General features: G+C 61.6%; 26 protein-coding genes and 1 pseudogene. 22 read left to right on the plus strand and 5 right to left on the minus strand.

Features of this window, described 5'->3' with window-relative positions:
* Positions 1 to 9: 9 nt before the first annotated feature.
* The 4 genes from cydX to DKT77_RS21080 all read left to right on the plus strand — a co-directional run bounded on the left by cydX (position 10) and on the right by DKT77_RS21080 (position 2,067).
* Positions 10 to 162: a cytochrome bd-I oxidase subunit CydX gene (gene cydX / locus DKT77_RS13690; RefSeq protein WP_109812258.1), complete on the plus strand. Its 153-nt coding sequence runs from the start codon at positions 10 to 12 to the stop codon at positions 160 to 162.
* Positions 163 to 261: 99 nt separating this feature from the next.
* Positions 262 to 1,218, plus strand: coding sequence for an SLAC1 anion channel family protein (locus DKT77_RS13695; RefSeq protein ID WP_109812259.1), 957 nt, complete (start codon positions 262 to 264; stop codon positions 1,216 to 1,218).
* Between the two features lie 28 nt (positions 1,219 to 1,246).
* Positions 1,247 to 1,684, plus strand: a complete 438-nt coding sequence (locus tag DKT77_RS13700; RefSeq protein WP_109812260.1) for a hypothetical protein — start codon at positions 1,247 to 1,249, stop codon at positions 1,682 to 1,684.
* Positions 1,685 to 1,812: 128 nt separating this feature from the next.
* Positions 1,813 to 2,067: an FAD/NAD(P)-binding protein gene (locus DKT77_RS21080; protein WP_238547899.1), complete on the plus strand. Its 255-nt coding sequence runs from the start codon at positions 1,813 to 1,815 to the stop codon at positions 2,065 to 2,067.
* 116 nt (positions 2,068 to 2,183) lie between these two features.
* Here DKT77_RS21080 and DKT77_RS21085 read toward each other — a convergent pair.
* From DKT77_RS21085 to DKT77_RS13725, 3 genes and pseudogenes are all read right to left on the minus strand, one after another.
* Positions 2,184 to 2,324: pseudogene (locus tag DKT77_RS21085) on the minus strand (IS481 family transposase); the annotation flags it as partial.
* 1,309 nt (positions 2,325 to 3,633) lie between these two features.
* Positions 3,634 to 4,041 carry a hypothetical protein gene (locus DKT77_RS13720; RefSeq protein WP_146205006.1) on the minus strand — a complete coding sequence of 136 codons (408 nt, stop codon included), beginning with the start codon at positions 4,039 to 4,041 and terminating at the stop codon, positions 3,634 to 3,636.
* Between the two features lie 206 nt (positions 4,042 to 4,247).
* A complete protein-coding gene (locus tag DKT77_RS13725; RefSeq protein WP_109812263.1) occupies positions 4,248 to 4,688 on the minus strand; it encodes a Phasin in 441 nt (146 codons plus the stop codon).
* Positions 4,689 to 5,625: 937 nt separating this feature from the next.
* Here DKT77_RS13725 and DKT77_RS13730 point away from each other — a divergent pair.
* The 11 genes from DKT77_RS13730 (at position 5,626) to DKT77_RS13780 (ending at position 15,758) form a co-directional block, all read left to right on the plus strand.
* Positions 5,626 to 7,152, plus strand: a complete 1,527-nt coding sequence (locus tag DKT77_RS13730) for an extracellular solute-binding protein (RefSeq protein ID WP_109812264.1) — start codon at positions 5,626 to 5,628, stop codon at positions 7,150 to 7,152.
* A 100-nt stretch (positions 7,153 to 7,252) separates the two neighbouring features.
* Positions 7,253 to 8,254 carry a carbohydrate ABC transporter permease gene (locus tag DKT77_RS13735; protein WP_109812265.1) on the plus strand — a complete coding sequence of 334 codons (1,002 nt, stop codon included), beginning with the start codon at positions 7,253 to 7,255 and terminating at the stop codon, positions 8,252 to 8,254.
* A gap of 4 nt (positions 8,255 to 8,258) precedes the next feature.
* Positions 8,259 to 9,137, plus strand: a complete 879-nt coding sequence (locus tag DKT77_RS13740; protein ID WP_109812266.1) for a carbohydrate ABC transporter permease — start codon at positions 8,259 to 8,261, stop codon at positions 9,135 to 9,137.
* A 62-nt stretch (positions 9,138 to 9,199) separates the two neighbouring features.
* Positions 9,200 to 10,294, plus strand: coding sequence for an ABC transporter ATP-binding protein (locus DKT77_RS13745; RefSeq protein ID WP_238547900.1), 1,095 nt, complete (start codon positions 9,200 to 9,202; stop codon positions 10,292 to 10,294).
* Positions 10,295 to 10,322: 28 nt separating this feature from the next.
* Positions 10,323 to 10,961: a hypothetical protein gene (locus DKT77_RS13750; protein ID WP_109812267.1), complete on the plus strand. Its 639-nt coding sequence runs from the start codon at positions 10,323 to 10,325 to the stop codon at positions 10,959 to 10,961.
* Positions 10,958 to 12,520 (plus strand): FGGY-family carbohydrate kinase, encoded by a 1,563-nt coding sequence (locus DKT77_RS13755; RefSeq protein ID WP_109812268.1) that lies wholly within the window; start codon positions 10,958 to 10,960, stop codon positions 12,518 to 12,520. The genes DKT77_RS13750 and DKT77_RS13755 overlap by 4 nt, the downstream gene beginning before the upstream one ends.
* Positions 12,521 to 12,578: 58 nt before the next feature.
* The gene (locus tag DKT77_RS13760) at positions 12,579 to 13,106 is read left to right on the plus strand and encodes a VOC family protein (RefSeq protein ID WP_238547901.1); all 528 of its coding nucleotides are present in this window, start codon (positions 12,579 to 12,581) and stop codon (positions 13,104 to 13,106) included.
* A 58-nt stretch (positions 13,107 to 13,164) separates the two neighbouring features.
* Complete coding sequence (locus tag DKT77_RS13765) at positions 13,165 to 14,043, plus strand: class II fructose-bisphosphate aldolase (RefSeq protein WP_274520091.1); 879 nt, start codon at positions 13,165 to 13,167, stop codon at positions 14,041 to 14,043.
* Positions 14,033 to 14,755 (plus strand): HAD family hydrolase, encoded by a 723-nt coding sequence (locus tag DKT77_RS13770; protein WP_109812271.1) that lies wholly within the window; start codon positions 14,033 to 14,035, stop codon positions 14,753 to 14,755. The genes DKT77_RS13765 and DKT77_RS13770 overlap by 11 nt, the downstream gene beginning before the upstream one ends.
* Positions 14,752 to 15,042 carry a putative quinol monooxygenase gene (locus DKT77_RS13775; protein ID WP_109812272.1) on the plus strand — a complete coding sequence of 97 codons (291 nt, stop codon included), beginning with the start codon at positions 14,752 to 14,754 and terminating at the stop codon, positions 15,040 to 15,042. Before DKT77_RS13770 ends, DKT77_RS13775 begins: the two co-directional genes overlap by 4 nt.
* 26 nt (positions 15,043 to 15,068) lie before the next feature.
* The gene (locus DKT77_RS13780; RefSeq protein ID WP_109812273.1) at positions 15,069 to 15,758 is read left to right on the plus strand and encodes an MBL fold metallo-hydrolase; all 690 of its coding nucleotides are present in this window, start codon (positions 15,069 to 15,071) and stop codon (positions 15,756 to 15,758) included.
* A gap of 59 nt (positions 15,759 to 15,817) precedes the next feature.
* Here DKT77_RS13780 and DKT77_RS13785 read toward each other — a convergent pair whose 3' ends face one another.
* Entirely contained in the window at positions 15,818 to 16,714 is an 897-nt protein-coding gene (locus DKT77_RS13785; protein WP_109812274.1) for a MurR/RpiR family transcriptional regulator, read from the minus strand.
* Positions 16,715 to 17,010: 296 nt separating this feature from the next.
* Between DKT77_RS13785 and DKT77_RS13790 the strand changes: the two genes are divergently transcribed.
* The 6 genes from DKT77_RS13790 (at position 17,011) to DKT77_RS13815 (ending at position 24,046) form a co-directional block, all read left to right on the plus strand.
* On the plus strand, positions 17,011 to 17,997 hold the full coding sequence (locus tag DKT77_RS13790) for a thiamine pyrophosphate-dependent dehydrogenase E1 component subunit alpha (protein WP_238547903.1): 987 nt from the start codon (positions 17,011 to 17,013) through the stop codon (positions 17,995 to 17,997).
* Positions 17,998 to 18,024: 27 nt separating this feature from the next.
* Positions 18,025 to 19,032, plus strand: a complete 1,008-nt coding sequence (locus DKT77_RS13795) for an alpha-ketoacid dehydrogenase subunit beta (RefSeq protein ID WP_109812276.1) — start codon at positions 18,025 to 18,027, stop codon at positions 19,030 to 19,032.
* Positions 19,033 to 19,233: 201 nt separating this feature from the next.
* Positions 19,234 to 20,262, plus strand: coding sequence for a transaldolase family protein (locus tag DKT77_RS13800; RefSeq protein WP_420798319.1), 1,029 nt, complete (start codon positions 19,234 to 19,236; stop codon positions 20,260 to 20,262).
* Between the two features lie 11 nt (positions 20,263 to 20,273).
* Positions 20,274 to 21,566 carry an alpha/beta fold hydrolase gene (locus DKT77_RS13805; RefSeq protein WP_109812278.1) on the plus strand — a complete coding sequence of 431 codons (1,293 nt, stop codon included), beginning with the start codon at positions 20,274 to 20,276 and terminating at the stop codon, positions 21,564 to 21,566.
* Positions 21,567 to 21,642: 76 nt separating this feature from the next.
* Positions 21,643 to 23,649, plus strand: coding sequence for a transketolase (tkt, locus tag DKT77_RS13810; protein ID WP_109812279.1), 2,007 nt, complete (start codon positions 21,643 to 21,645; stop codon positions 23,647 to 23,649).
* Positions 23,650 to 23,710: 61 nt separating this feature from the next.
* The gene (locus DKT77_RS13815) at positions 23,711 to 24,046 is read left to right on the plus strand and encodes a carboxymuconolactone decarboxylase family protein (RefSeq protein WP_109812280.1); all 336 of its coding nucleotides are present in this window, start codon (positions 23,711 to 23,713) and stop codon (positions 24,044 to 24,046) included.
* 834 nt (positions 24,047 to 24,880) lie between these two features.
* Here the strand turns inward: DKT77_RS13815 and DKT77_RS20715 are convergent.
* Positions 24,881 to 25,087: a hypothetical protein gene (locus DKT77_RS20715; protein ID WP_146205007.1), complete on the minus strand. Its 207-nt coding sequence runs from the start codon at positions 25,085 to 25,087 to the stop codon at positions 24,881 to 24,883.
* Positions 25,088 to 25,541: 454 nt separating this feature from the next.
* On the opposite strand from DKT77_RS20715, the gene DKT77_RS13830 reads away from it, so the two are divergent.
* Positions 25,542 to 26,165, plus strand: coding sequence for a sugar transferase (locus DKT77_RS13830; RefSeq protein ID WP_109812283.1), 624 nt, complete (start codon positions 25,542 to 25,544; stop codon positions 26,163 to 26,165).
* The last annotated feature ends 567 nt before the right edge of the window (positions 26,166 to 26,732 follow it).

A 26,732-nucleotide genomic window follows, 5' to 3' on the forward strand; every position in this document is an offset into this window, starting at 1 on the left:
ACTGAAAACATGTGGTATTTTGCCTGGCTTCTTGGCCTCCCGCTCGCAGCTGCCTTTGCCGTCCTGAACGCCATGTGGCTGGAGCTGCGCAGCGACGCCTGCCTGTCCGACGAGGGCGACTGCCCGGTGGGCGAACACACCCACCGAACAGCCAGCCCGTGAAATTCGACCGGAGTGTAAGTCCTTTCCGCCCCGATCGATGTCGGACCCGGTGACAGTGCCGGGTCCGACCCTGATGCCCCCTGATCCCCGGATGACCTCATGTCTGCCACGCCAACAGCCGAACCGCGCCTCGCACATTTTCCCGTGCCCTTCTTTGCCTCTGTCCTCGGGCTGTCGGGCCTGACAACGGCGCTGCACGCCGCAGGCTGGACCAGGGCAAGTCTTGCGATATTGGCGTTGACCATTGCGATCTTTGTCGCGCTCGCGGCAATCTATTTACTCAAAGCCCTTCGCCATCCAAAGGCCGTCGCCGCCGAATGGCAGCATCCCGTCAAACTCGCCTTCTTTCCGGCCTTCTCGATCTCGCTGCTGCTCATCGCCACGGCGCTTGCGCCGAGCGTGCCCGATGTCGCGCGCGGGATCTGGCTGATCGGGGCGCTGACACAGGCGGGTCTGACGCTGGCCGTGTTGTCCAACTGGATCGGAAACCGGGCATTCCAGGCCAACCACATCTCGCCGGCATGGTTCATACCGGCGGTGGGCAACGTGGTGGCCCCCATCGCTGGGGTGGGACTCGGCTTTCCCGAAACCTCATGGGTGTTCTTCGCAGCCGGGCTGATCTTCTGGATCGTGCTGCTTGTATTGGTGATGAACCGGCTGATCTTTCACGACCCGCTACCAGGCCGAATGGTGCCGACGCTGGCCATCCTGATCGCACCGCCCGCCGTGGGCTTCCTTGCCTGGCTGCAACTGAACGGCGGCGTGCTGGATGGCTTTGCGCGCCTCCTCTATGCCGCGACGCTGGTCTTTCTCGGCCTTGCCCTGACGCAAGTCGGCAAGCTGCGCCGCCTGCCCTTCGGCCTGTCCCATTGGGCGCTGAGTTTTCCCGTCGCGGCCCTGACTCTGGCCACGCTGCGCTTTGCCGCGCTGACCGGCAGCTCCGCGCATTTCTGGGCCGGGCAGGCCGCGCTGATCGCATCGTGCCTGATCGTTGCCCTGCTTGGCGTTGCCACCCTGCGTGCCATGACCCGCGGCGAAATCTGTCGTCCCGAATAATCTTTCACCCCAATCCAAGGAGCTACCCATGAAGACACTTGCACTGGCCACCGCCGCGGCGCTGAGCCTCGCCCTGCCTGCTGTGGCACAAGATAAGCCCGAGACGCTCGTCACCATCCTGACCGCGCCCGAGCCGCAGACACAGTTGATGGCGATGGTGCTTGCAGCCAATGCCGCGCAGCAGGGCGTGGCCCAGCACATCCTTCTATGCGGCCCGGCCGCCGACATCGCGCTGAAGGACGCACCCGAAACCGCGACTGCGCCACAGCCGCCGCGCGACATGAGCCCGCAAGGCCTGATGCGCAAAATCATGGAAGGCCCGAACAACAGCGTCGAGGTCTGCGCGATCTACTTGCCGGGCAAAGGCGCGGACCAATCGGTACTGATCGACGGCGTGGGCGTTGCCGCCCCGGCGGCCATGGCGGGCGCCATGCTGGCCGAAAACACGCGGATCACCTCCTACTGATCCGCCCCCGAGACCCTCGCGCGGTCGCAACGGCGCGAGGGATTTCAAAGGTTTGTTATGTATCAAATACAAATTCTAAAAACATCATATGTATGCTGCGGAGTACACTCACTGCGAGGGAGGCGCCAATGACGAGTTTCCGTGCAACACGGCGGCAGTTCTTTGGCCTTGCCGCAGGCGGAGCGGCCACAGCAGCCCTGACCGCGCCATACGAAACGCAGGCGCAGACACAGACCAGGGCGCGGATCGTCATCATTGGTGCCGGAGCCGGTGGCACGGCGCTGGCCAATCGGCTGGTCTGTCGACCGGACGGGGCGCAGATCACCTTGGTCGATCCGCGGGCGCAACATCTCTACCACCCCGTCACTGACCCTGGCCGGTGACGGGGTAAACACACAGAGCCCAGATACAGAAGGGTCATGATTCATAAGCAATAGATGATGAGGGCCGCCAGAGCGATGGCAGAGAGGAAGACCTTTGGACATCGGTCACAGCGGGTGAACCCATCCAGCTCTGGGGTCGAAACGTTGCAGATGAATTTATATGGCGTGAGCCCGCCGTGCGTCTTGAGCCTTAGAGCGAAGTTGTAGGAGCCCATGAAGCGATCGTGGCTGTCGTAGTGGAAGCGCTTCACGGTGGCCCCCTGATCAGGCTTGGACCTCTCCGAAGGTCGACGCTCCTACACCACGCAGAGGGCTACTATCTCTCCGGGTTGCATTGCGCATCCCGAGGTGAGCTCCGGAACGACCAAGACGGCCGAGATTGCGTTGATTTTCCTGCGAGCCGAGCGGCCTGTCATCTGATCGGTCCTCTTCATTCTGACACTGGCACTCCGACCCCTTGCGAAAAAGGGCTGCCCGCCCGTCAGAACCAGTTTTCCGTGGACAAGTCGTGGTCGACGGACCAAGAGGTTCAAAAACCCCGGTTCAACGAAATCAATAACATACGCATGTCCGGAAGATCGTTCAACAATGGGGTCCTCAAACTCCGGACAACGTCCGCCGAACGCCGAGCGTACCGAACGTTAGGCTTACCTGAGTGCGAACAATCTGCGAAGAACCTCGCGCAGCACTCGTTTCGCGCGTCGTTCCGGGATGTCTATGATTGTCGTTCAATAAGGAGTTGCAGGAACCTCGACCGTGGCACGGCCTCGACGAACAATGGCCGGTGTGCTGACATCCTCGTATCACATATCGCGTATCTCCCGAAGAAACCTGGCGCAGGTGAGATCGGGAAAGGACAGCACGCACTCCCGCAGATATGCCTTGAAGGGTTCAATGGTCCGCGGCCGCGGCGCGCGCCGCCCGCAGACCGGAGCTTCAAGTCCCCGATCGAGATGTTTGCGGACAGTTTTGCGGGCGCAGCCGAGATTCCGCGCACTGGCGTTGATGCAAAGCCCCTGCGTCTTAAGATCATGGACCAAGACGATCTCGCTCAGTCCCTTCACATTACGGCCCCCGCTGCTGTTTAGGGGAAGCATCCGCCAAGTGGCCCGCGGCGCCGCGGTTTTTGAACGAATGAGGTTCGAAAATCCCCAACACTACTCAGTCCGGGAAATTTTCAAACGGCGGTTCCGGGGAGATTACAAGCGGCGGTTACACAGAAATCCGGTTCGATACTGCCCAAGGTTTCGGGACCGTTTTGTCCATGCCAATTCAGCGCCAGTTCCGTCCCGGCGCAATCATGTCGAGAACATGCACCTCGCGGGCAGACGGGTCTTGTTCGTGGAGAAAAACGTAGCCCGCCACGGGAAAACCCTCACCTTGGCCCTGAAACATGGGTCCCGCTTCTGAAAAGGTGCTAAGCGTTAGGACCAAGTGCGTCTGGATGCGTTCAGAGAAGTCGCGTGGTCGCGATGCTGTCGATATCGGCATGGTCGATAATCTCGACCAGCGCAGCATCTACGTCAGGCGCAAAGAGAACAGTTGCGGGCTGCATGATGTTGGATATCAGGAGATCCGGGGTGGCGCGCGATCACTCAGGCTCGCGAAATACGTCGCATCCGCGACAATCCCATCGCCGTCGGCAATCGCACGGCGGCTGGCATCGATATGCCGGTTGATGTCCATCTGCGCCATCACCGCGTCGAATAGGGCGAGTTTCCCGGTGGCCAGATCCGCCTTCCGCGGATCGGCAAGGAAGCTGTCGGCCAGCGCACGCACGCATTCCTTAGAGAATATCGCGGCGACCTCTCGACGGTTCTTCGTGACGGCCACCGCTTCGCGGAGCGACGCTTCGAGAACTGGTCCGAAGGCATTCTTCGCCGCTACGGCAGTCATGGCTGTCATTGGCCGTGCACTGTTATGGCAGTTCACTTGGAAATATAACCTGAATGGCTCGTTTCGGGCAATCCCCATGCCTGCATCCTGCCGCGCGCCTGTTCTAGGCTGTCGCAATCATGGTGGGAAGCCGAACCGAATGGCTAGCCCGCACACGAACATGGCGCCTCTCCCATCAACAAGGAACAGACGCCACATTCCAAACTCCGTCGCGCGCGTGCTTGCGGTACGCATTGGGGCCTGACTGGTCACGCACACGACTTCGTCAGGTCAATGATCGCGGGTTACGCGGCCCTCGCGTTCTTGCCAGAAGCTGCCTTCGCTGACGCCTGAGCGGCGTTGGCCGCTTTGCTGCCCTGTTCAGTGATGTGCTGACCGGTGGTTGACAGCAGCTCGGTCGCATCGTTCTGCGCCAGCTTGGCGACGTCGCCGAGCGCTTGGAAGTGCGTCTTCACGAGCTCGGCCTGCGACGTGCCGAAATCGCTGACTACCTTGGTGTAATCTGTGGGCGCGTTTTGAGCACTGGTCACATCGCGCAGAAGCTTCAGCGACTCCTTGACGGTGTTCGTTGTTACGTCGTTCGACTTGTTCGCGGCGTCAAGCGCGATGGCGCTGAACCGCTCGCCGAAGGTCGCCCATGTCTTCCAGGCGTCGGTCACGGCTGCGGTGTTGAATGCCGCGGGCGCGGTCTTGAAGAAGGTGGTGAAGTCTTGCTTGTTGGCCATGATGCGGTCTCCAGATTGCTAAATGTGTGCGGCCTCGTCGACCGTTGAAGGAGAGATAATGCTGCAGCGCAGCATTTCAATGGGGCGCCTTGCAAATCGGGCCGTGATTGTGACTTCCGTCCGGAGCAGCGGAGCGCCCGGACGCCATCGAAGACACGCTCGGGCTTGCCCCTGACGGGATTGCGGCGGACACGATCCATGGCGTGGCCGGGTGTACGCCGTTCCTGAAGACCGCCGGATCGAGCCCGTCATTCCGCCCCTTCGCGCCACCCGCCGCAAGGGGGCGCAGGGCTTTCCGACCGTGCGCTTCAAGTGCGATCCCCGTCACGATGTGGTCCGATGCCCGGCAAGGAAGCGGCTGGCCCCGGGAAACGGCACGAAATCCGGGCAATGGTATCGCGCCGACCGGCGCGACTTCCCCCGCTGTCCTCTCAAGGCGCAGTTCAAGGCGTAGTGTTCGCCCCAGGTCGCGGAACTCCAGATCCGTATCGCCGTCATGAACTACTACACCGCGCTCGGCATACCTTTCACAGAGGCCGTGGGGTAAGTCCGTCAGGGTAAAAGGGAAGCCCGACTCTCACCTTCTTTGCGCAACAAAGTCGGCAGCGTTCCGAACAGAGTGAATGATCTGTCTTGGGCCGAAAGATGGAAAAAATTTTCGGACTAGGAGTGCAAGTGCAACTCTGAACCTAGCGCTTGCTTGTATCTTTGGAGCCTGAGCTCATGATAACCATGGTTTCTTGACCCTTACAGAGTAAAACTTGAGGCTCCGTGGAGAAGAAAATTATTTACAGAATGTTCGAGCGGCGATAACTTTTGAAAGCGCGGCGGGAGGAATCGGCTCCTGAAGGCCCGTTGGAGGGGCAAGTCAGGACGCGGAGCCGAGCGCGCAAACCGGGTTGTGGCGACCCGTAATCGCCAGCACAGGGAGAGAGAGATGTTCTACAAACCAAGAAACGCCTTGTACTCGCGGATCAGCCGCCGCCGTTTTCTGGAACTCGGCGGGTCCGCCGCGACCGCACTGGGCACCGGCGCACTCGCCGTCGGCATGAACTCGGTCATCATGCGCTCGCCGGTGCAGGCGCAATCCTCTGACGATGCCAAATGGCGGCAGTACGCCGGTTCCAAGCTTACATTCCTGTCCGAGAACACTCCGCCGTCCTTCGCTATCCGCGAGAATATCAAGGCGTTTTATGACCTTACAGGGATCGAGGTGGAGATCCTGACCGACGATCTTCCGGTAGTGCAGCAGAAGGCAGGTATCGACCTGCGCAGCGGCAAGTCCGACTACGTTTTGAACTACGTTCAGGACAAGCCGATCGGAGCCCCCTTCGCGGACTTCTACGTCGACCTTTCGACCATGTTCGGCGACGAGACACTTCCTCAGGATCCAAACGGCTACGGCGATGACGTCTGGTTCGAGAACTTCCTGTCGGCGTGCGGTCGCTTCTACTCTGATGAGAAGATCATTGCCCTGCCCTACGACGCTGCCGTGGCGTGCACCTTCTATCGTCAGGACCTGTTCGAACAGTACTCCAAAGACTTCGAAGCCGAATACGGTTACCGGCTGGAATACACTGCCGACACGACTTGGAAGCAGGTTCTGGATTTCGCCAAGTTCTTTAAAGCATTGCGAGAAAGCGGCGCGGACGTGCCCTATGGCTACGCGCAGCACCAGGGCGCATTCGCGTGGACCACGCAACTCGACATCCAGCGCTTGATGTACTCGCACGGCCAGTGGATCGACTTTCCGATCGATGACAAGCTCGGCTCCAAGCGTCCCGGGCCTGCCAACTGGGGTGATGAACAGTCGGTGCTCATGCTCCAGAAGTTCAAGGAATTCGGCGACGCTTCGCACCCTGACAACCTCGCCAACGGCACGCTGGAGCTGAACACGGTCTACCAGTCCGGCAACATCGCGATGCAGGTGCAGTTTCACGAGTTCGCGGCTTCCGTCGAAAACCCGGAAACGTCGGTCGCGGCAGGAGGCAAGACGGCATATGCCCCATGCCCAAAGGGCGATCCGGAATGGAACCTCACCGGCGGGCCCAACGTGAACGGAACCAACTGCGGTATCGGGGGCATCGGGATCAACGCCAACGCTTCTGAAGATCTCCAGCGTGCGGCTTATCTTTTCGCGATCTGGTCCACCAGCGAGAACATTCAGTACGATGTTCTGGCCGGGCTCGGGGGAACCCCGACACGCAAGTCGGTTCTGGAACGCCCAGATGTGATAGCCGCACAAGCCCGTCCGACCAAGATGCCAAACGCTCTGACCTTCGATGCAGTCTACAATTACGGGATCAAGGATCCGAACTTCGTGCTCGGCCCGAAGATCCCGGAGGCGAACGAGTACTACTCGATCACTGCTCAGGAAACGCAGCAGATGCTTGCAGGGCAGAAGAGTCCGCAGGAAACGGCGTTCGCGCTCAAGGAGCAGTTCGACTTTCTGAACGACGTCTGAGCCAAGCGACGGAGCCGGCGAGCCCAGAGGCTCGCCGCTCCATCCCTCCAACCGACCGAGCAGCAGGGGCGCGTTGCGCACCGCCCGTGGGAGCACTCACATGACAGAAGCAACCCATTTCGGAAAGGAAGGCGCCTTTCGACTGGCCGGCGATCTGTTTCGCGCGCGCGAACATTCGACCGAAGTCGAAGCCCGCCCGATATCCGATCCGAAGCCGCGGCCAACGAGCTTCAACCCGCCAGCACCGAAACGCTACTACCTCTACCTCATGGCGCCAGCCATCGCGATTCTCGCATTCATCTCGCTCTACCCGTTCTTCTGGCTCATCGTCTTGTCGCTGCAGGACGTGGACATCGGCGGCGGCGAGTGGGTCGGGTTCAAGAACTATGCCCGGCTGCTCCAAGACCCGCGGTTCAAGGACGGCTGGATCCTGCTTCTGCAATACAGCGCGATGTGCCTCGGGCTTCAGCTGACCATCGGGATGATCCTCGCGGTCATCGTGAACAATTCGAAGTACGAGAAATTCCTCGTCACCGCGCTCCTGATGCCGATGATGATGGCGCCCGCGGTGGCCGGTCTTCTGTGGCTGTTCCTCTACAACGGCACCTTCGGCTGGTATCACTGGATATTCCAGAGCATCGGACTTCTGGACAGCGCTTCGATCCTCGCCACGCCCGGCACCGCGCTTTATGGCATCGTGCTTGTGGACGTATGGCAGTGGACACCGCTCATTACGCTGATTGCTCTTGCCGGGCTCAAGCGGGTTCCCCGCGATCAGCTTGAAGCCAACATGGTCGACGGTGCTTCGCCGATGCGCAACTTCTTCGCCATCACGCTGCCGAACCTGTATCCCGTCCTTCTGATCGCCGTGCTGCTGCGCTTCATGGACAACTTTCGCTTCATCGACCACATCCTCGTCCTGACCGGCGGCGGTCCCGGCAGCGCCACGAAGATCCTGCCTGTCTATCTCTTCGAAGTGGCATTCAAGTTCTTCAAGCTCGGTCGAGGCGCGGCAATCGCACTGACCCTGCTTATTGTGACCATCGTGCTCGGAATGATCCTGGTGCGCGTCTTCGACAAACCCAAATCCGGAAGGACCTGAGACGATGGCCTCGCAAGACGTCGTTCATTATGACAGCACCGCGCAGAAGCTCCTGCGGGTCGCCGCCGCCGCTTTCCTCATCTTCTATCTTGTCTGGACCCTGCTCCCTTTCGTGATCATGTTCACGTCGTCCTTCAAGGACCTCCTTGAGGCCTTCAATCTTCCTGAGGTGGGAGACTGGGGCGGCATCGGCGTGTTCTTCGACTTCACACCCACGCTGAAGCACTACACCAGCTTGTTCGCCGAAGGAAATTTCGGACGTTACATGGCGAACAGCCTGATCGCGGCGGGCGGCTCGGCCGTGGTGTCGGTCATCTTCGGATCGCTGTGCGCCTACAGTCTCAGCCGGGTCGATTTTCGCGGCAAGCAGGACCTATTCTTCTGGATCATCTCGACCCGTATGGCTCCGGTCGTGGCGGTCATGGTACCGCTCTACTCGATCTTCCGGACGTTCGACCTCGTGGGGACGCTCCCCGGCCTGATCCTGGCCTACACGACGTTCAACCTTCCCTTCGCAATCTGGATCCTCAAAGGCTTCTTCGACAACGTTCCATACGCGATTGAAGAGGGTCAGATGGTTGACGGCGCGACCCGCTTCCAGGCTTTCGTGTCCATCCTGCCGCTCGTCGCGCCGGGGATCGGCGCCTTCGTGGTCCTGTGCATCCTCTTCGCCTGGAACGACTTCCTGTTCGCGGCGATCATCGGCTCCGGTGGGGCAAAAACCCTGCCCGTCGCAACCCGCGAACTGGTCCAGCCGCAGAACATCCAGTGGGGGTCCATCATGGCGGCTGGCGTTGTCACGACGGCACCGATGATGCTGCTCGGCCTCGTAATCCGCAAATACCTTGTTACCGGACTCACCATGGGTGCCGTCAAAGAATGAGCGTGCGAGTCCCGCGCCGCTGCGGGACCCATGGCGTCACCACTATCTGGAAAGGCCCTGTTATGGCTACCATCACGATCAAGAACGTCTGGAAATACTACGGCGACACGGCAGCTGTGAAACACCTCGACATCACCTGTCCCGATGGCAGCTTCGTGTCGATCCTCGGCCCGTCCGGATGCGGAAAATCCTCGACCATGCGGATGCTGGCGGGTCTCGAACACATTTCGTCGGGGGACATCTTCTTCGACGACCTTCGTATCAACGACCTCGCCCCCAAAGACCGCGACGTGGCAATGGTTTTCGAGAACTACGCGCTCTACCCGCACAAGTCGGTATTCGAGAACATTGCCAACCCGCTGCGCCTGCGCAAGACAGAGGAGAAAGCGATCAAGGAGCGGGTCGAAGCCGCGGCGCGGCTGCTTGAGATCGATCACCTTCTCGACCGCCGCCCGCACGAGTTGTCCGGCGGTCAGAAGCAGCGGGTGGCGATCGGGCGCGCCATCGTGCGCCAGCCCAAGCTTTTCCTGTTCGACGAACCCATCGCGCACCTTGATGCGAAGCTGCGCGCCCATATGCGGGGCGAGATCAAGCATCTTCAGCGCGAACTGGGGACCACGATGATCTACGTGACCCATGACCAGTTGGAGGCCCTTTCGATGGCCGACTACATCGCGGTCATGCATGATGGCGAGTTGCAGCAATGGGGCACGCCGAGCGAGATCTTCAACCATCCGGTCAATGCCTGGGTCGCCGGTTTCGTAGGCGAGCCCGCAATGAACTTCCTGACCTGCGACGTGATCGGAGAAGGCGACAGCGTCAGCCTTCGGCACCGCAACTTCGACATTCCGCTTCTTCCGCAGCAGGTCCGGCAGCTCAACGGCGGTGCCGCCGCGGGCCGGGCGCGGATGGGCGTGCGGCCGGATGCGCTCGACATTGCCCTCGAACGGCCCGGCGGCCCGTCGATCACCGGCGAGATCTTCGTGAACGAACTGCTCGGCGGGGACATGCTGGTGGAAGTCGCGTTGGCCGACACGCGGGTCAGGGTGAAGACGACGCCAGAATTCACCGGCAAGCCGGGACAGACCTGTCACCTCACCGTCAATCGGGACAAATGGCACGTCTTCGATACCACAGACGGCCATGCCTACTTCTGACGTCGGTCCGGAGAAGGGCGACAGTGACATGACCGAAGCGGAAGATCACGCTTACGCGAAGGCGTTGGATGACTTCCTCGAATGCCATGTGGACGGGGAAGGTCGTCGTGGTGCGGTACAGGTGTTCCACGCAGTTCGTGCCCTGCCCTACCGGTCTGGGCCGGACCGGACGCCGCTTGGGGGCCTGCGCAGCGGGCGCTGCGCCTGCACGGCACGCCACATGATCCTGAGGGACGCGCTTCGCAGGCTGGGGTTTTTCGCCGACGTTGAAATGGTGTCCTGCGATTTTGCGGCGGGGATCCCGCCGCACCCGTCCATGCCGCCGGAAGTCCGGAAACTTGCCGGATCAGGCGGGGTCAGGGACGTGCATTGCTGGGTGCGTGCACGCCTCGGCGAGAACAACCTTTCGGTGCTGATGGATGCGACGTGGTGCGATGCATACGCCTCCGTCGGCTTCCCGGTGAACACGGGATGGAACGGAACTGGGGACACGCGCCCTGCTGCCGTCGGCGTGGTGCAGGCCACGCCTGAAGATGTGCTCGCCAGCAAGGAGGAGTTGCTGGCGGTACTTACCGATGAAGAGGCCAGTGCGCGCAAGGCGTTTCTGGCGGGTCTCTCAGCGTGGTTGGAGGAACTGCCCGCTGGGCAGGAGGGAGGAAGAGCATGAGCGCCAAGAGGGTTTTCGTCGGGGTCGATGCGGGCACTACGGGATGCACCGTGATGATCTTCGACGAAGGGGGGCGGCCTGTCGGGCACGGCTACCAGGAATACGACTGCATCTCGCCGCAGGCGGGCTGGATCGAACAGGATGTAGAAGCGGTCTGGAAAGGAATCTGCAGCGCGTCGAGGCAAGCCGTGGCGCAGGCGAACCTGCCGCCGACTGCCTATCACTCGCTGGGCTTTTCAAGCCAGCGCGGCACCTTCATTATGCTGGATGAGAACAAGTCGCCGATAGGGAACTCCATCGTCTGGAACTGTGGCCGCGCGCTGCGCTACGTTGACGGGCTGAATGCTGAGTTCCCCTGCCCGAACGAGCACCAGAAACATACAGGGATGCAGGTCAGCCCGTTGTGGACGGCCGCGAAGATTGCTTGGCTCGCCGACAAGCGGAAGGCAGAGTTTGATCGCACGCGCTGGTTCGCCAACGGTCAGGAGTATTTCCTGTTCCGCATGGGTGCCGAGGACTGGTCTACCGATCCCGCGTCATTGACACTTAACGGAATGATGGACGTCGCAAAGCTCGACTGGTCCGACCGCATCCTTAAGGTAATCGGCATCGACCGGGACCGCCTGCCCCCCGTGGGCATCCCCTCCGGACGCGCGGGCAAGCTGTCGCGCGCGGCAGCCGAGGAAACCGGGCTGCCCGAAGGACTGACGCTGTGCCGCGGCGCGGGCGATCAGCAATGCGCCGCCATCGGCGCGGGCGTCATCAGGCAGGGAATGGCCGAGTTCACCGTCGGGACCGCCGGCGTAATGGTCGCCCATCTGGACAGTGTCGACCGCATCAAGGGCCAGAGCCTTTGGTGGGGCGGCCACGGGGTGCCTGGCGCGTGGGACATCGAAGGCGGTGCCTTCAGCCTCGGTGCCTGCCTGCGCTGGTGGCGCGATCAGCTTGGCAGGAACGAGCTGGACGATGCCAAGCGCCGCAAATGCAGCGTCTATTCCGTGATGGTGGAGAACGCGCAGGGCTCCAAACCCGGTGCCAACGGCGCGCTGTTCCATTCCTTCATGGCTAGTCAGGTCACACCGTACTACGACGCCGTCTCGCGCGGCGGTTTCCTCGGGCTAGGCCTCTACCACACCCGCGCCGACCTGATCCGGGCCTTGCTGGAAGGCTGTGCCAATGAGATGCGCATGGTCTTCGACGCCTTTCAGAACGACGTCGAGGGCGGCATCACCGATTTCCGCCTGACCGGCGGCGGTACCAAGTCCGACGGGTTCGTCCAGATCATGACCGATATCATCGGGCAGCCAGCCAAGGTCACGCGGGAGCGCGAATGCACGGTGCTTGGCGCAGCGATCCTCGGAGCCTACGGCTCGGGCGCGTTCGCAACGATCGAAGAAGCGGTCGAGGCGATGGTCGCGGTCGAGAACGAGTTCGAACCGAACACCGCGCTGCACGATCTCTACGAGGAACAGCACGGCATATATCGCGGCTTCTACGAGGCCATGGCGAAATCGGGGCAGTACGCCGCGCTGAATGATTTTGCCGAGAAACATCACTGATCCTGCGAACACCGACAAGATGGAGACGAAGACCATGCCAATGCCAGGAATGCGTGGAATGGAACATATCGGGTTCACCGTGCCCGATATCGACGAGGCCTGTGATTTTTTCGAGAAGATCCTCGGCGCCGAGGTACTGTACACGGCCGCTAAGGACTTCGCGGGGGAAGGCGGCTGGATGTCGAAGCACCTGCGCGTCGATGACACCTGCGTCATCAAGGAATTCCGGTACGTCCGCTGCGGAAACGGGACCAACCTTGAGATCTTTCAGTACGAGGCACCGGACCAGGCCAAGACGCCGCCGAAGAACAGCGACATCGGGGGGCACCACCTCGCCTTCTATGTCGACGACATGGACGCGGCGATCAAGTTCCTGCACGACAACGACGTGGACGTGCTGGGCGAGCCAACGGCCTATACAGACGGCCCCAATATTGGTCTGACCTGGTGCTACTTCATGGCGCCCTGGGGCATGCAACTCGAAATCGTGTCAGCTCCGAACGGCACGGTCTATGACAACGAGGCGAAGGCCGACGGCAGAACGCGGCTGTTCCATCCGGCCTTCGTGGACGAAACCAAGATTTGATGCACAGCGCGCCGCCGCTTTCCAGGGTCGGCGCGCAAAAAACCTTGAGGACTTTCCGATGGCTCTCGTATCCATGCGGCCGATGCTGCGCCATGCCCGAACGAACGGGTACGGCATTGCAGCCTACAACATGATCGACTTCAACAGTGCCGCTTCCGTGATCGCTGGGGCCACGGCCTTGAACGCGCCCGTGATCGTCCAGGTTTCGGTCAAGACCGTCAAGCACTGGGGCGCACGCGCCGTCGCCTCCTGGGTGCGAATGCTGGCAGAGGACGCCCCGGTTCCCGTGGCCCTGCATCTCGACCACTGCACCGATCTGGACGTCATCAAGCGCTGCATCGACGCCGGCTGGACGGCTGTGATGTTCGATGGATCCAGTCTGCCATTCGACGAGAATCTGCGCCGCTCCGTTGAAGTCTACCGCCTCGCGGAAGCTGCGGGTGTAGGACTCGAGGCTGAGATCGGCGCGATAGGAGGTGTCGAGGACGACAAGGTCGTCGGCGCTGACGACGCCCAACTTGCCAATTTCGACGAATGCGTCGAATTCTGCCGTGAAATGCCGTACCTTGCGGTCTTCGCCCCGGCCATCGGCACAGCACACGGATTCTACAAGGGCGAGGCGAACATCGCCTACGACCTGCTCGAACGGATCACCAAGGTCATAGAAATCCCGATTGCGTTGCATGGCGGCACCGGCTTGACCGAAGAGCAATTCCATCGCTGCATCGGGCTCGGTTGCGCGAAGGTGAACATATCGACCGGGCACAAGCGGTTGTTTATCGACGGGTTCTGCAACCTTCGGGACGAAAAGCCAACGCTTGGCGAACCGCTTCCCTTCATCATTGCCCAACATGACGCTATGGAAGCGGACGTTATGGCGATGATCCGCTTGTTCGGTTCGGACGGACGGGCCCCGGAGGTTGCCGATGCCGCGTGACATGGGAGCGCTGATCTTCGATTGCGACGGTGTGCTTGTCGACACCGAACGCGACGGGCACCGGATTGCCTTCAATACCGCCTTCCAAGAGGCGGGGCTGGGCGTGGAGTGGTCCGTCGAAAGATACGGCGAGCTTCTGACCACGGGCGGCGGCAAGGAACGCATGCGCCGCCATTTCGACGAATGCGGCTGGCCCAAGACAGACGATCGGGATGCCCTTGTCTCGGGGCTTCATGTCGCCAAGACTGATATCTTCATGCGGCTCATCGAAGCTGGCAAACTGCCCCTGCGGCCAGGTGTGGCGCGTATGGTCGATGCCGCGCTTGAAGCCCAGCTCGTCGTTGCCGTCTGTTCCACCTCGAACGAGCGTGCTGTCGAAGCCGTTGTCAAAACGCTTCTTGGACCGGAACGCGCGGAGAAGATGAACATCTACGCCGGCGACATCGTATCGCGCAAGAAACCCGATCCGGCGATCTACACTCTGGCGGCCGAAAGCCTCGGCCTTGATCCCGCGGACTGCGTGGTGATCGAGGACAGCCATATCGGCCTCACTGCCGCCAAGGCCGCAGGCATGTGCTGCATCGTGACCCTTTCCACCTACACTGCGAACGAGGATTTCACTGGCGCCGACCGGATCGTGCCCGACCTCGACTACGGCATCGACCTGGCTACCTGCCGGTCGATCGTTCAGCGCAAGGAAACCGCAGTATGACGCTTACCGTAATCGCCACACTGAAAGCCCGCACAGGGCAGGAGCAGGCACTTTCCGAGAGCCTTCGCGGCCTTGTCGAACCCACGCACCGCGAGGAAGGGTGCCTGAAATACGAGATGCACCTGTCGCACGAGAACCCGGGACACGTGATCTTCGTTGAGTCTTGGGCGTCCCGCCCGCTGTGGGAAGCACATATGGAAAGTCCCCATCTCAAGGCGTTTTCCGCAATGCAGGACGAACTGGTCGAAAGCTGGGACCTGTTCGTCGGTGAAAAAACAGCAGGCTGATGGCGCAATTCGGAAAGGGTGCCTCAATGAAGATCACTTTCTACGCACATGCGAGTTTCCGACTGGAGAGCGATGATCTGACAGTCATCACCGATCCGTTCAAGCCCGAGCGTTCAGGCTTCGATCCGATCGGCGAGCCTGCGGACATCGTCATCATGAGTTCGGCCACAGACGAGTTTCATTCCGACCCCAGCCACGTGGATGGTGATCCGATAGTGGTCAACGCTCTTGAAATTCCCGAAGACGGGATCGAAGTTAGGGGTCTGCAAATACGTAGCTTTCCGGCCATGGAAAGTATGACTTTCGATTTTCAGAAGTATTTTCAGCGCGACCCGGATGCCAACGCGCTCTATTACTTCGAACTGGGCGGCATCCGCGTCCTGCACATGGGGGACATCGGCAACCCAGTGGCGCCCGAGCACCTCGCCGCCCTCGAAAACCAAGTCGATGTCCTATTCGCGCTAACCGGCGAACACGCGACGATTGCGCTGGATGATCTCGATACGGTGATCGCGCGGGTGAAGCCGCGCGCGGTGATCCCCATGCATTACTACTCTGAAAGGGGCGTTCTGGACATAGAACCCGTCGAAACCTTCACGTCCCGTTTCCCGGCCGAGCGGGTCACGCGCGTGGACGGCAGCGTGATCGAGTTAGATCCCGCGACCCTGCCTCCGGAGGGTGCACCGCAGATATACGTGCTTGAACAGTCCCGATAGCTCCGTCGCGGGCATCCCGCCCCTGAAAGGCAGCGGTTGCGGGCTTCATCAACGACGCTTCAATCGGTGGCGCGATAGTAACGTTCAAGCGCCCGAGTCGTCATCTTGAGATGCTCGCCCCGTTCGCCGTCGCCCTGGAAAAGAAGCCCGATATAGATCAGGTCGATCAAGAACAGCTGGCTGATCCGGCCCTCTAGGAAATCGCCGTGTAGCGGCACGCTCGGCGTGCTCGCGTTCCAGGTCGTCAGAAGGATCTCGGCTGCGCGCGCCACGGCCGAAGACGGGTCGCTGGTAATAGCGATGGTCTTGGCACCCTTCTCACGGGCCAGAGTCAGCGCATTGGCGACGCCACTGGTCGTTCCGGTGTGCGAAATTCCGATCATCGCGCAATCCGAATAGATGTTCGCCGCCGCGATGATTTGCGTATATGAGTCGTTGTAGGCGTAAGCGTCGATACCCGCCTTGATGAAGAGATGCGCGGTCTCCTCGCAGATCGCGGCACCCCCCCCTACTCCGACGAGGATTACACGGCGGGCACTGCCGATCGCCTCTACGCAGGCCTCAAGCCGGTGCGCGTCAAGCAGGCGCTGCGTTCCCAGGATGCTCTGCGCAAGGAGATTGGCGAGCTTGGCACTGCTCGCAATGAGACTGTCAGACTTGTCGATCTCCTGCGGAATGTTCGGAATCATCGACTGTGTGCCGGAATTCTGGGCCATGGACAGCTTGAGATCGGGGTATCCCGAGTATCCCAGCGCGCGGCTGACGCGGCTGATCGTGGCTTCGCTGACACCGAGGATTTGGGCGAAGTCGGTGATCGAGAAATTGATTCTCTCTCCGGCGTGCTCGCGCAGATAGTCCGCTACGATCCTTTCCGACTTTCGCAGGGCGCCATAGCGAAGCTGGATCCGGGTGCCGAGGTCGCCGTCAGCAGGGCCTGGGGGAGGTGTCTGGTCCAAGTGAAGCTCCGAAGTGACTAACCAATGTCTATAGGCAAACCAAGCTCCAGGAAAGCAATTTTCAAGCTTTCAGCCAGTCAGCAACTGGACCGAACCGCCCAAATTTCATGCAACACAATGATCCTAAGAGATAAAGCCCTTCAGAAGGCCATTTTCTCCGCGCCGCACCCAAAGATCGCGCTGGAGGACGCCCGACATTCTTGCAAAAAATTTTCTCGACAGCGGCCGAGGCGGTGTGTATGACTTTTTCCAGAAATGAAGGGGAAACCGAGAATCTTTCGGTGTTGGGGAGAGAGATGAGCGCAAGGGCCAGCAAGAAGAACGCTTATTCGCAGGAATTTTTGGAGAAAATTTTCCGCACAGCTTTCAAGATTCGGACCTTCGAGACGGAGGGCATCAAGCTCTACCGCCAGGGACTGATCCGTGGATACTTTCACCCCTACCTGGGGCAAGAGGGCATCGCGACCGGGGTGTGCGCCGCTCTGAAAGAAGGCGACTACATCGCATCGACCCACCGCGGCCACGGCCACTGCATCGCGTGGGGCGCTGACGTCAACAAGATGGTGGCCGAGCTGCTCCAGAAGGACACCGGATATTGCAGGGGCTATGGCGGCTCCATGCATATTGCAGACATCTCGGTCGGAAACCTCGGTGCGAACGGGATCGTCGGCGCGGGCACACCGTTGGGGGTCGGGGCCGCATTGGCGGCCCAGGTCCGCGGATCGGATGCCGTTACGGTCACCTTTACGACCGACGGCGCGTCCAACAACGGAACGTTCCTTGAAAGCCTCAACCTTGCCGCGATCTGGAACCTGAACTTCATCCTGGTGATCGAGAACAACCAGTACGCTGTTTCGACGCGGATCGAGGAATCCACACGGGAAACCGACCTTTACAAACGCGGAACAGCCATCGGCGTGGAAAGCCATCAGGTCGATGGCAATGATCCGCTCGCCGTCTATGAGATGACCCTCAAGGCAGCCGAAACCTGCCGTGCAGGCAAGGGTCCGGTGCTGATCGAGGCAAAGACCTTCCGGCACATGGGGCACCATGTGAACGATCCCGGCAAGTACATGCCCGAGGACAAGCTGGCCTATTACATGGCCCGCGATCCGGTTGACCGCGCCCGGGCGTCGCTGCGCGAAATGGCGGATGTCGACGATGCGACGATCGCGGCCATCGAGGCCGAGATCGCAGAGGAATTCGAGAAGGCCGTGGAATTCTCGAAACAGTCCGGCGAGGTCACCGCCGAAGAGTTCAGAGCCTTCGCGGCGACTTACTGATTACCCGCTTGAGGGGAGGAACGAGACATGGCTGAACGCGAAATCATGTACCGCGACGCGCTGCGCGAAGCGCTTGACGAGGAAATGGCCGCAAACCAGGAAGTATTCATCATAGGGGAAGGCATCGCCGAACGAGGCGGCTCCTACAAGGTGACCGAGGGTCTTCTGGCGAAATATGGGCCCGGCCGCGTGCGCGACACGCCGATCGCCGAGGCGGGAATGATAGGGGTCGGTGTTGGGGCGGCCATCGCCGGGGCACGGCCTGTGGTCGAGATCCTTTATGTCGATTTTGCCATGCTCGGCATGGACATGATCGTGAACCAGGCGGCAAAGTTCCGGCTGATGACCGGTGGCGACGGTCGCGTGCCATTTGTGATGCGCACGCAGGGCGGCACCGGTGGCGGTGTTGCCGCACAGCATTCGCAGTCGCTCGAGGCGCTTTTCTATCACATCCCCGGCCTGAGGGTCGTGATGCCATCGACACCCGCCGATGCAAAGGGGCTGCTCAAGTACGCGCTGAGACAGCAGGACCCGGTGATGTTCCTAGAGCACAAGCACCTCTACATGACAAAGGGTCCGGTGCCTGATGGCGAGCATGTAATCGAGTTCGGCGTCGGCGATATCAAGCGTGCCGGGACCGACGTCACTGTGATCGCATGGTCCAACATGTTACCGCGCACCCTCAAGGCCGCGGAAGAACTTGAAGCACAGGGAATTTCCGTCGAGGTGATCGATCCACGCACGCTCGTGCCACTGGATCGTGAGATGATCCTCAAGTCCGTTCTGAAAACCCGCCGCGTCGTCATCGTCCAGGAAGCCAACCGCCGCGGCGGCGTGGCGTCGGACATCGCGTCGATCATCCAGGAAGAAGCGTTCTATGATCTCGACGCCCCGGTAGAAATCGTCGCGGGACTCGATATTCCCGTTCCGTTCAACCTCGCCCTCGAGGCCGCGAGTGTTCCGCAGCAAGAAGACGTAGTCGCCGCAGTGCGCCGGTCGCTCCACCTGAACGCCATCTCTAAGGCTGCGGAGTGACGTGGCGCCATGAAACAGCACATTCTCGAAAAACTCGCAGCCACCAATCCGGACTGCGAAATTTGGTTCGACTCCTCGCCGCTGGTCTATGAGAACTGGAAACGCGGCGTCGTCGCAGGCGCGCCCGAGGCGAAACGCGACATCTGGGAGGCGCAGCTTACGCGGCTCTTCAACCCCGAAACCGTTCGCAACACGGGCGAGATGGGTTTTTGCGGCGTAACCACGAACCCGCCCCTGTCACTCCAAGCGATCCAGAACGATCCCGAATTCTGGATCGGCGAAATCCGCCGGATCACGGCCGAGAACCCAGGAGACAACGTCGAGGGCATTTACTGGAAAACCTACCTGGAGGTCGCGCGCCAGAGCGCGGCGATGATCCTGCCTGTCTACGAGGCCAGCAACGGCCGTCATGGCCATGTCTCGGGGCAGGTCGATCCGCGGTTCGTGACGGATTACGAAAGGATGCTCGCACAAGGACTCGATTTGGCGGCCTTGGCCCCCAACCTGATGGTCAAGATCCCTGGATCGGCCGAGGGCTACCGCGTGATCGAGGAGCTTACGGCGAAGGGTATCTCGACCAACAACACCACCTCCTTCACCGTACCCCAGTATGTCGCCTGCATGGCCGCGGTTTCGCGCGGCCTTGAACGCGCGAAAGCTGCCGGGATCGACCTTTCGCGCTGGCGGTCTGTCATCACCCATATGTCCGCGCGCCTTGGAAATGTTGGGGATCTGAAATCGCAGGCCGAAACTCGTGGCATAGAATTGTCGCCGCAGGAAATTCTGTTGGGTGAGATCGCGGTGATGAAACGCGCCTACAAGCACGGAAAGGCCAACGGGCACCCGTCGAAAATGCTGCAATGCTCCATGCGTGTCACTGACGAAGGGCCCGGCGGCCGCGCGTCCAGCGGGCATGTCGAAATGCTGGCTGGGGGCGATTTCGTCTATACCTGTCCGCCCTCCTACATCGCGCAGCTGATGCATGCCGAGGATAGGATGGAGCCGTTCCGCTCCGGAGCAATCGATGAAGACGCCCCTGAGGACTTGATCGAGAAACTGCGGCGCCTTCCCTATTTCCGTCAGGCATACGACTTTGACGGCATGCAGCCCGAAGAATTCAGCCGGTTCGGTGCTTTTGTTGCCACAGCGGCTGAGTTCGCCGCCGCAACCCGCCGGACGGTGGATTTCGTGGCGAGCGCCGTCGAACGCGCGCAACCCCACGCAGCATGAGGACCTGATACATGGCTGAGGCAATTCTGGTCCCCCAGGTGGGACAGGACCTTACGGAAGCGACGGTCGTCGAGCTGCACGTAAAGCTGGGCGACACGGTCAAGAAAGGCGATCTCGTCGCCGTGGTGGAATCCGAGAAGGCCTCCTTCGAGGTCGAAGCCTTCGCCGAGGGTGTGGTTATCAACATGCCCTACAAGGAAGGCGATGTCGCCGAGGTTCTCGCGCCGCTGATGCACCTGGGCCAACCCGGCGAAAGCCTGGAAGGCGCCGCGGTGTCCGCCACCCAGTCGTCCGAGGCGCAGGCCCCAGTATCTGCGGAGCAAACGACTATTGCACCCGCCGCTTCGGCGATCACCGCCCAAGCGGAGGCGCAGGGTTCCACCGATGGATGGCGACGATCCTCTCCGGTGGCGCGGCGCGAAGCAGCGGCGAGGGGGCTCGACCTTGCAAGCATCAAGGGATCGGGGCCGGGTGGCGCGGTGGTCCAGAAGGATGTCGCCGCCGCCATAATGGCGTCGGCCACGGCGCACCGCCAAGGCGGCGGCGCGCTTGCGGTCAGGACATTGCGCGAGGGTCAAGGTTCGCCAATTATCTGCATTCACGGTTTCGGAGCGGATCTGTCCTCGTGGCGCGGAATGGTAGGCACCTTGCCTGTCGGTTTGCCGGTAATGGCGCTGGACCTGCCAGGGCATGGCGCATCGGCACATGTCGGAGCGTCCAGCTTCGCGGAAATCGTGGCGTGTGTCGGCGAAAGCCTTCGGGACGTCGCGGCGGGCATCCATCTTGTCGGTCATTCGCTCGGCGCTGCCGTAGCGGCCGCACTGACGGAGCGCGGTGATCTTGATGTCCGCTCTCTGACCCTTCTCTCGCCGGCCGGTCTCGGCGCGAAGGTCGACGGCGATTTCATCGAAGGCTTCCTGTCAGCACAGTCGGAAACCGCGCTTGCGACATGGATGCGCCGCCTCGTGCACGATCCGGAGAAGCTTGCGCCGGTTCTTGTGCGCGCCACGCTCGCAGCCCGCGACACGCCGGGTCTTGTGGCCGCACAACGGCGCGTTGCAGCCGCGGTGTTCGAGAGGTCGACGCAGCTCTTCTCGCTCGGGCGCGCGCTTGACCGCTTCCTCGGGCCCTGCACTGTGATCGTCGGCCGCAAGGACGTCATCCTTTGTATGGATGAAGTGGCAGAAAGCGTCCCAGCGAATGCCGCTCTCCACCGTCTTCCGGCTGTGGGGCACTTGCCGCAGGTCGAGGCCGCGGAGCTTGTGCAGTCGCTCATAACTCGCACGGTCCGCGCGGCAGGCTGACCCGCGACGATCCGGGCGGCAACCGCCCGGATCCACCCTACCCCGCGATCCCCAAAACCCGCCGGAGCACGAGACAATGCGCGACCAGCAGCAGGCAAGCCATGTAGACATGGCGAATGCCATCAGATTCTTGTCGGCCGACGCCGTCGAACAGGCGGCTTCCGGCCACCCCGGCATGCCAATGGGTATGGCAGATGTCGCAACGGTGCTCTTCACGCGACACCTCAAGTTCGATCCGGACCGATCGGACTGGCCCGACCGTGACCGGTTCGTGCTTTCGGCCGGGCACGGCTCCATGCTGCTCTATTCGGCGCTGCACCTGTGCGGCTATCCCGGGTGGGATATCGACGTTCTGCGGAACTTCCGTCAGATCGGCTCTGCTGCGGCCGGTCATCCCGAATACGGCCACGGCGCGGGCATCGAGACGACCACCGGCCCCCTCGGCCAAGGCCTCGCCACCGCTGTCGGCATGGCGCTAGCCGAGGAAATGGACCGCGCCAGATTCGGCATGGACCTTGTGGATCACCACACCTTTGTGATCGCGGGCGACGGCTGCCTAATGGAAGGCATCAGCCAAGAAGCGATATCGCTGGCTGGGCATCTCAAGTTGCGGCGCCTGATCGTTCTGTTCGACGACAACGGCATCACCATCGACGGAAAAACTGCGCTTGCGACATCCGAGGACCAGGCGCAACGCTTCGCGGCATCGGGCTGGGCGACCTGCGCCGTTGACGGGCACGACCCGGAAGCGGTGTCGGGTGCCATCGATGCGGCAAAGCTCGCAGACCGGCCGACACTGATCGCCTGCCGAACGGCCATCGGCCGTGGCGCGCCCTCGAAGGCTGGGACGGCAAAATGCCATGGCTCACCGCTGGGGTCGGCGGAACTTGCCGCCACGCGGACAGCAATGGGCTGGAGCCACGCGCCATTCGACATTCCGGAGCACATTCGTGCAGCCTGGAGAGATGCCGCATCGCGCGGAGCACCCGAGCGGCTTGCCTGGGAAGACCGACTTTCGCAATCTGACAGCGGTGCCACGTTCCGCGCGCATCTTGAAAGGAAGCTTCCGGAAAATTGGCGGGAGGCACTGACCGCGTGCAAGGCAGAGCTTCTTTCCCGAATGGACAACGGCACCGTATCTATGGCGACGCGGAAGGCCTCCGGGCTTGCGCTGGAAACACTGACCGCGGCGGTGCCGCATCTGATTGGAGGGTCCGCCGATCTGACCGGATCAGTGAATACCATGACGGCCGCCACGCATCCCGTTTCGTGGGGCGATTTTGGCGGGCGCTATGTACATTACGGCGTCCGCGAACACGCGATGGCGGCGATGATGAACGGCCTTGCCCTGCACGGCGGTTACCTGCCCTATTCCGGCACGTTCCTTGTTTTTGCCAACTACCTGCACCCGGCGCTTCGGCTGTCTTGCCTGATGAAACTGCCGGTGACCTATGTGCTCACCCACGATTCCATCGGCCTCGGCGAAGATGGCCCGACGCACCAGCCGGTCGAAACGCTGGCCATGCTGCGGGCAACGCCGGGTCTCTTGGTCCTGCGTCCCGCCGACGCCGTCGAGGTCGCCGAGGCATGGGAGATCGCGCTCGACCGCCAGGACGGTCCCACCGCGATCGTCCTTTCCCGGCAGGACGTGGCGGGGCTGCGTCGTGGCGCCGACGTCGGCAATCTGTCTGCTTGCGGCGGATACGTGCTGCGGGATGCAACGGCAGGCGCTCGCCGCGTCACGCTAATCGCGACAGGCTCCGAGGTGCAGATCGCTTGTGCCGCGCGGCGACTTCTCGAAGCGCAGGGGATCGGCACTGCGGTCGTTTCGTTGCCGAGTTTCGAGTTGTTTGCGGCTCGCCCCGTGGCGGAGCGTGAACAGGTGCTCGGACCGCTAGGCGCCGTGCGCGTCGGGATAGAGGCCGCGATCGGGTTCGGCTGGGACGGGCTTCTGGGTCAAAATGGCAGCTTCGTCGGAATGGCTGGATACGGCGCGTCTGGCCCGGCGGAAGCACTCTACGAACATTTCGGCATCACGGCCCAACGGGTTGCCCAGGTCGCACTGGAAAGGCTCAGGGCCTGATCTTCCTTCGGAGCGCCGAACATGAACAACCGAAACCGAGAATGCTCAAGGAACAGACCAGATGGGATCTGAAACGAAAGACCGGCTGTCCGCCGCCAAGGGACGCATCGGCATGTTCGCGAAGGCTGCCCCAGCCGCCATGGACGGGTTTGCAAGGTTGTCGAAGGCTGCAACCAGCGCGGGGGCTTTTTCGTCCGCCCAGCGTGAATTGATCGCCACGGCGATCGCGGTGGTGAAGGGGTGCGAGGATTGCATCCTCTATCACGTGGACAGCGCGCGAAAGCACGGTGCAGAGGAGTCCGAACTTGTCGAAGCGCTCGAGATCGCGCTGGAGATGGGCGGTGGACCGGCGCTCATGTACGCCAGCAAGGCGCTCGAAGCCTACCGCGACCTCTGATCGCCTACTCTGGCGTCTCGCACCCCTCGCGCCCTGCAGAGTAGAACGGCGCATTGATCGAATGGGCAAGGTACGGCCCGGGACAAGGGATCAATTTTTGCCGCCCTGAAGCGCGAGCGTATCGTTTTGCAGCGAGATGGCTGGCCTATTCCGGAAGTGCGTATCGCAAAGCCGTACCGCCTTGTGCGCTCGCGCTCAAACTCAATCGTCGGGTAGTTCCACGGCGGCCTCTACTCGCTCGACCGGCTCTTCGGAGTTGTCCCAGAATCTTTCCTTCGGGTTTGTACGACCGATCCGGCGGAAAAGCTCCCGGACCCGATTTCCGGTCATACCATCGAGAATTTCGGCAATGGGGCGCAACTCTTCTGGATCCGGCACCTGATACCAAGTCCTGTGTGCGTCGTCGCCACTTTCATTCCGCGAAACTTCGGTCTCTAGACCGGTGTTTGCACTCGCGGCCGGAAGAGCTGGTTCTCACGTACAGGGGTGGACAGCAAGTCCAAGAAATGCGGTTCCAGCGACCTTCGGGTCTTTGCTCCGGTCGCCGCGAAGCCTTGCTTCATGGCCAGTTGCAGCGTCAGTTGCTTAAGAGGGATGGGTCCCCGACCTTCTACGATGCACGCCATTATCCTGCCAAGTTTCCCGCTGGTAGCGGTCATCGAAAACCTTGCCATGGTGTCCGAGGCGAATTGTGACGTCTCCTTGCAGGGCCGAGGCCTTCGGACGGACTGGGATGACAGCTCCCCCCAACCCTCATGCACGGCAAGAAGGCGGCGAGCCTTGCGCAGTTCGCACAGATCGTGCGCCATGGCCCTCAGGTGAGGCATCGACATCTCAGATCACGTGATCGAACGGTGCCACCGGCATCCGCGCGTCGCCTTCGCCTTGCGCCTGCAAGTGCAGCAACTTTGGCGCGGTTTTGCGGAGGCTGGGCTCCAGCATCACGGTGGCCTCGGAAATGCCCGGATTGCCCAGCTGTACCAGCGCCATGAAGCGGAACTCGGTCATCGAAGGACCCAGTGGCTGGGCGAAAGCGGCCATGGCGAAGCGCCGTGCACAGGCCCGGAACAGTGAGTCCTCGCCGATGAGCCGCGGCGTGAACTGATTGGGAAAGCCCTTGTGCGACAGGGCCACAGGCGAGCGCCAGACCCGCCGCACAGGATTACCGATTGGATCATCGGAAGAAGCCCCTCTCGATCAAAACATCCTGAGTTTGCGCAAAAAGCCCAATTGGGCGAACCTGTTAAGAGGTCCGCGCCGCGCCACTCAGGAGCCGCCGGGGTGACGCGGACCCGGCCGGTCTGACCACCCCCAACCGCAAGACGCTGCCGCCGGGCTGCCAGCCGAACCCTGACTTTCGTATTTTCTTTAGACCTATCAGATAGATGGCATATGCAAAGTTGCACACGCCCACGCTATCGAACACCTGCCTACAGACGGATAGGGCTGATACATACGGATCGTGACAAGTTGCACTAATTTGAGGATCGCCGACATGACCTTTGCAGCAGACCGCTTCGCTAAAGCCGACAAGACGCTGCAGTTGGCGCTGAAGCCGTTGGTCGAGCGGAGCCTCGCCGCGCTGGCGCTGCTGCTGCTGGCACCCCTCCTGGTGATCGTTGCCATCGCGATCCGGGCCGAAAGTCGCGGCCCGGTGATCTTCCGGCAGATCCGCACCGGGCTGGACGGGCGCCCCTTCGAGATCCTCAAGTTCCGGTCCATGACCGTGGGCGCGGGGCTTGCGCAGGCTACGCGGGGCGACGCCCGCGTCACCCGGGTCGGTGCCGTGCTGCGCCGCACCTCGGTCGACGAGCTGCCGCAGCTGATCAACGTGCTGATGGGCGATATGGCGCTGGTCGGCCCACGTCCCCATGCCGTGGCCCATGACGCGTTTTACGCCCCGCAGATCGCCAATTACATGGCCCGCTACGCTGTCCGGCCGGGCCTGACCGGCTGGGCGCAGATCAACGGCGCGCGCGGCGAGACAGAAACGCTGGGCAAGATGGCACAGCGCGCCGCGCTTGATCTCGACTACATCCGCGGCTGGTCGTTGGCCCGCGACCTGTGGATCATCGCCCTCACACCGATGCGACTGTTGAGCGACCGCAACGTGTATTGAAGATCCGTTTTCGACGAGGGCGCGCAGGAAATCCGCGACCGCGGTGTAGCCGCCGACGTAGCCCATCTGCTTGTTCTCGCGCAGAAGCCGGGCGCCGGTGAGATCGGGAAAGGATATCACACGCTCCCGCAAATATGCCTCGAAGGGTTCGATGGCCCGCGGCCGTGGCGCGCGCCGCCCGTAGACCGGGGCCTCCGGACCCCGGTCGAGATGTTTGCGGACAGTCTTGCGGTCGCAGCCGACCTTTCGCGCGATGGCGCTGATGCTCAGCCCCTGCTTTTTGAGATCTGGATCAAGACGATCTCCCTCAGTCCTTTCACCTGACGGCCCCCGCTGCTCTTTTTGCGGGAAGCATCCGCCAGGTAGCCCGCAGCGCCGCCGATTTTCGAATGAGTGAGGTTCGAAAATCGCCGGCACCGCTCCCTCTGGGGGTTTTCAAACGGCGGTTCCGGGGAGATTGCCAGCGGCGGTTACACTTGCCCCTGACGGGATTGCGGCGGACACGATCCATGGCGTGGGCCGGGTGTACGCCGTTCCTGAAGACCGCCGGATCGAGCCCGTCATTCC

Origin of the sequence: Meridianimarinicoccus roseus (genome assembly GCF_003172915.1) — a bacterium.
In the GTDB taxonomy this organism is placed as follows: domain Bacteria; phylum Pseudomonadota; class Alphaproteobacteria; order Rhodobacterales; family Rhodobacteraceae; genus Meridianimarinicoccus; species Meridianimarinicoccus roseus.

Excerpts from the sequence above, each read along its gene's own strand:
- cydX (WP_109812258.1), top strand. The coding sequence starts at position 10 with ATGTGGTATTTTGCCTGGCTTCTTGGCCTCCCGCTCGCAGCTGCCTTT.
- DKT77_RS13695 (WP_109812259.1), top strand. The coding sequence starts at position 262 with ATGTCTGCCACGCCAACAGCCGAACCGCGCCTCGCACATTTTCCCGTG.
- DKT77_RS13700 (WP_109812260.1), top strand. The coding sequence starts at position 1,247 with ATGAAGACACTTGCACTGGCCACCGCCGCGGCGCTGAGCCTCGCCCTG.
- DKT77_RS21080 (WP_238547899.1), top strand. The coding sequence starts at position 1,813 with ATGACGAGTTTCCGTGCAACACGGCGGCAGTTCTTTGGCCTTGCCGCA.
- DKT77_RS13720 (WP_146205006.1), bottom strand. The coding sequence starts at position 4,041 with ATGGGGATTGCCCGAAACGAGCCATTCAGGTTATATTTCCAAGTGAAC.
- DKT77_RS13725 (WP_109812263.1), bottom strand. The coding sequence starts at position 4,688 with ATGGCCAACAAGCAAGACTTCACCACCTTCTTCAAGACCGCGCCCGCG.
- DKT77_RS13730 (WP_109812264.1), top strand. The coding sequence starts at position 5,626 with ATGTTCTACAAACCAAGAAACGCCTTGTACTCGCGGATCAGCCGCCGC.
- DKT77_RS13735 (WP_109812265.1), top strand. The coding sequence starts at position 7,253 with ATGACAGAAGCAACCCATTTCGGAAAGGAAGGCGCCTTTCGACTGGCC.
- DKT77_RS13740 (WP_109812266.1), top strand. The coding sequence starts at position 8,259 with ATGGCCTCGCAAGACGTCGTTCATTATGACAGCACCGCGCAGAAGCTC.
- DKT77_RS13745 (WP_238547900.1), top strand. The coding sequence starts at position 9,200 with ATGGCTACCATCACGATCAAGAACGTCTGGAAATACTACGGCGACACG.
- DKT77_RS13750 (WP_109812267.1), top strand. The coding sequence starts at position 10,323 with ATGACCGAAGCGGAAGATCACGCTTACGCGAAGGCGTTGGATGACTTC.
- DKT77_RS13755 (WP_109812268.1), top strand. The coding sequence starts at position 10,958 with ATGAGCGCCAAGAGGGTTTTCGTCGGGGTCGATGCGGGCACTACGGGA.
- DKT77_RS13760 (WP_238547901.1), top strand. The coding sequence starts at position 12,579 with ATGGAACATATCGGGTTCACCGTGCCCGATATCGACGAGGCCTGTGAT.
- DKT77_RS13765 (WP_274520091.1), top strand. The coding sequence starts at position 13,165 with ATGGCTCTCGTATCCATGCGGCCGATGCTGCGCCATGCCCGAACGAAC.
- DKT77_RS13770 (WP_109812271.1), top strand. The coding sequence starts at position 14,033 with ATGCCGCGTGACATGGGAGCGCTGATCTTCGATTGCGACGGTGTGCTT.
- DKT77_RS13775 (WP_109812272.1), top strand. The coding sequence starts at position 14,752 with ATGACGCTTACCGTAATCGCCACACTGAAAGCCCGCACAGGGCAGGAG.
- DKT77_RS13780 (WP_109812273.1), top strand. The coding sequence starts at position 15,069 with ATGAAGATCACTTTCTACGCACATGCGAGTTTCCGACTGGAGAGCGAT.
- DKT77_RS13790 (WP_238547903.1), top strand. The coding sequence starts at position 17,011 with ATGAGCGCAAGGGCCAGCAAGAAGAACGCTTATTCGCAGGAATTTTTG.
- DKT77_RS13795 (WP_109812276.1), top strand. The coding sequence starts at position 18,025 with ATGGCTGAACGCGAAATCATGTACCGCGACGCGCTGCGCGAAGCGCTT.
- DKT77_RS13800 (WP_420798319.1), top strand. The coding sequence starts at position 19,234 with ATGGGTTTTTGCGGCGTAACCACGAACCCGCCCCTGTCACTCCAAGCG.
- DKT77_RS13805 (WP_109812278.1), top strand. The coding sequence starts at position 20,274 with ATGGCTGAGGCAATTCTGGTCCCCCAGGTGGGACAGGACCTTACGGAA.
- tkt (WP_109812279.1), top strand. The coding sequence starts at position 21,643 with ATGCGCGACCAGCAGCAGGCAAGCCATGTAGACATGGCGAATGCCATC.
- DKT77_RS13815 (WP_109812280.1), top strand. The coding sequence starts at position 23,711 with ATGGGATCTGAAACGAAAGACCGGCTGTCCGCCGCCAAGGGACGCATC.
- DKT77_RS20715 (WP_146205007.1), bottom strand. The coding sequence starts at position 25,087 with ATGGCCGCTTTCGCCCAGCCACTGGGTCCTTCGATGACCGAGTTCCGC.
- DKT77_RS13830 (WP_109812283.1), top strand. The coding sequence starts at position 25,542 with ATGACCTTTGCAGCAGACCGCTTCGCTAAAGCCGACAAGACGCTGCAG.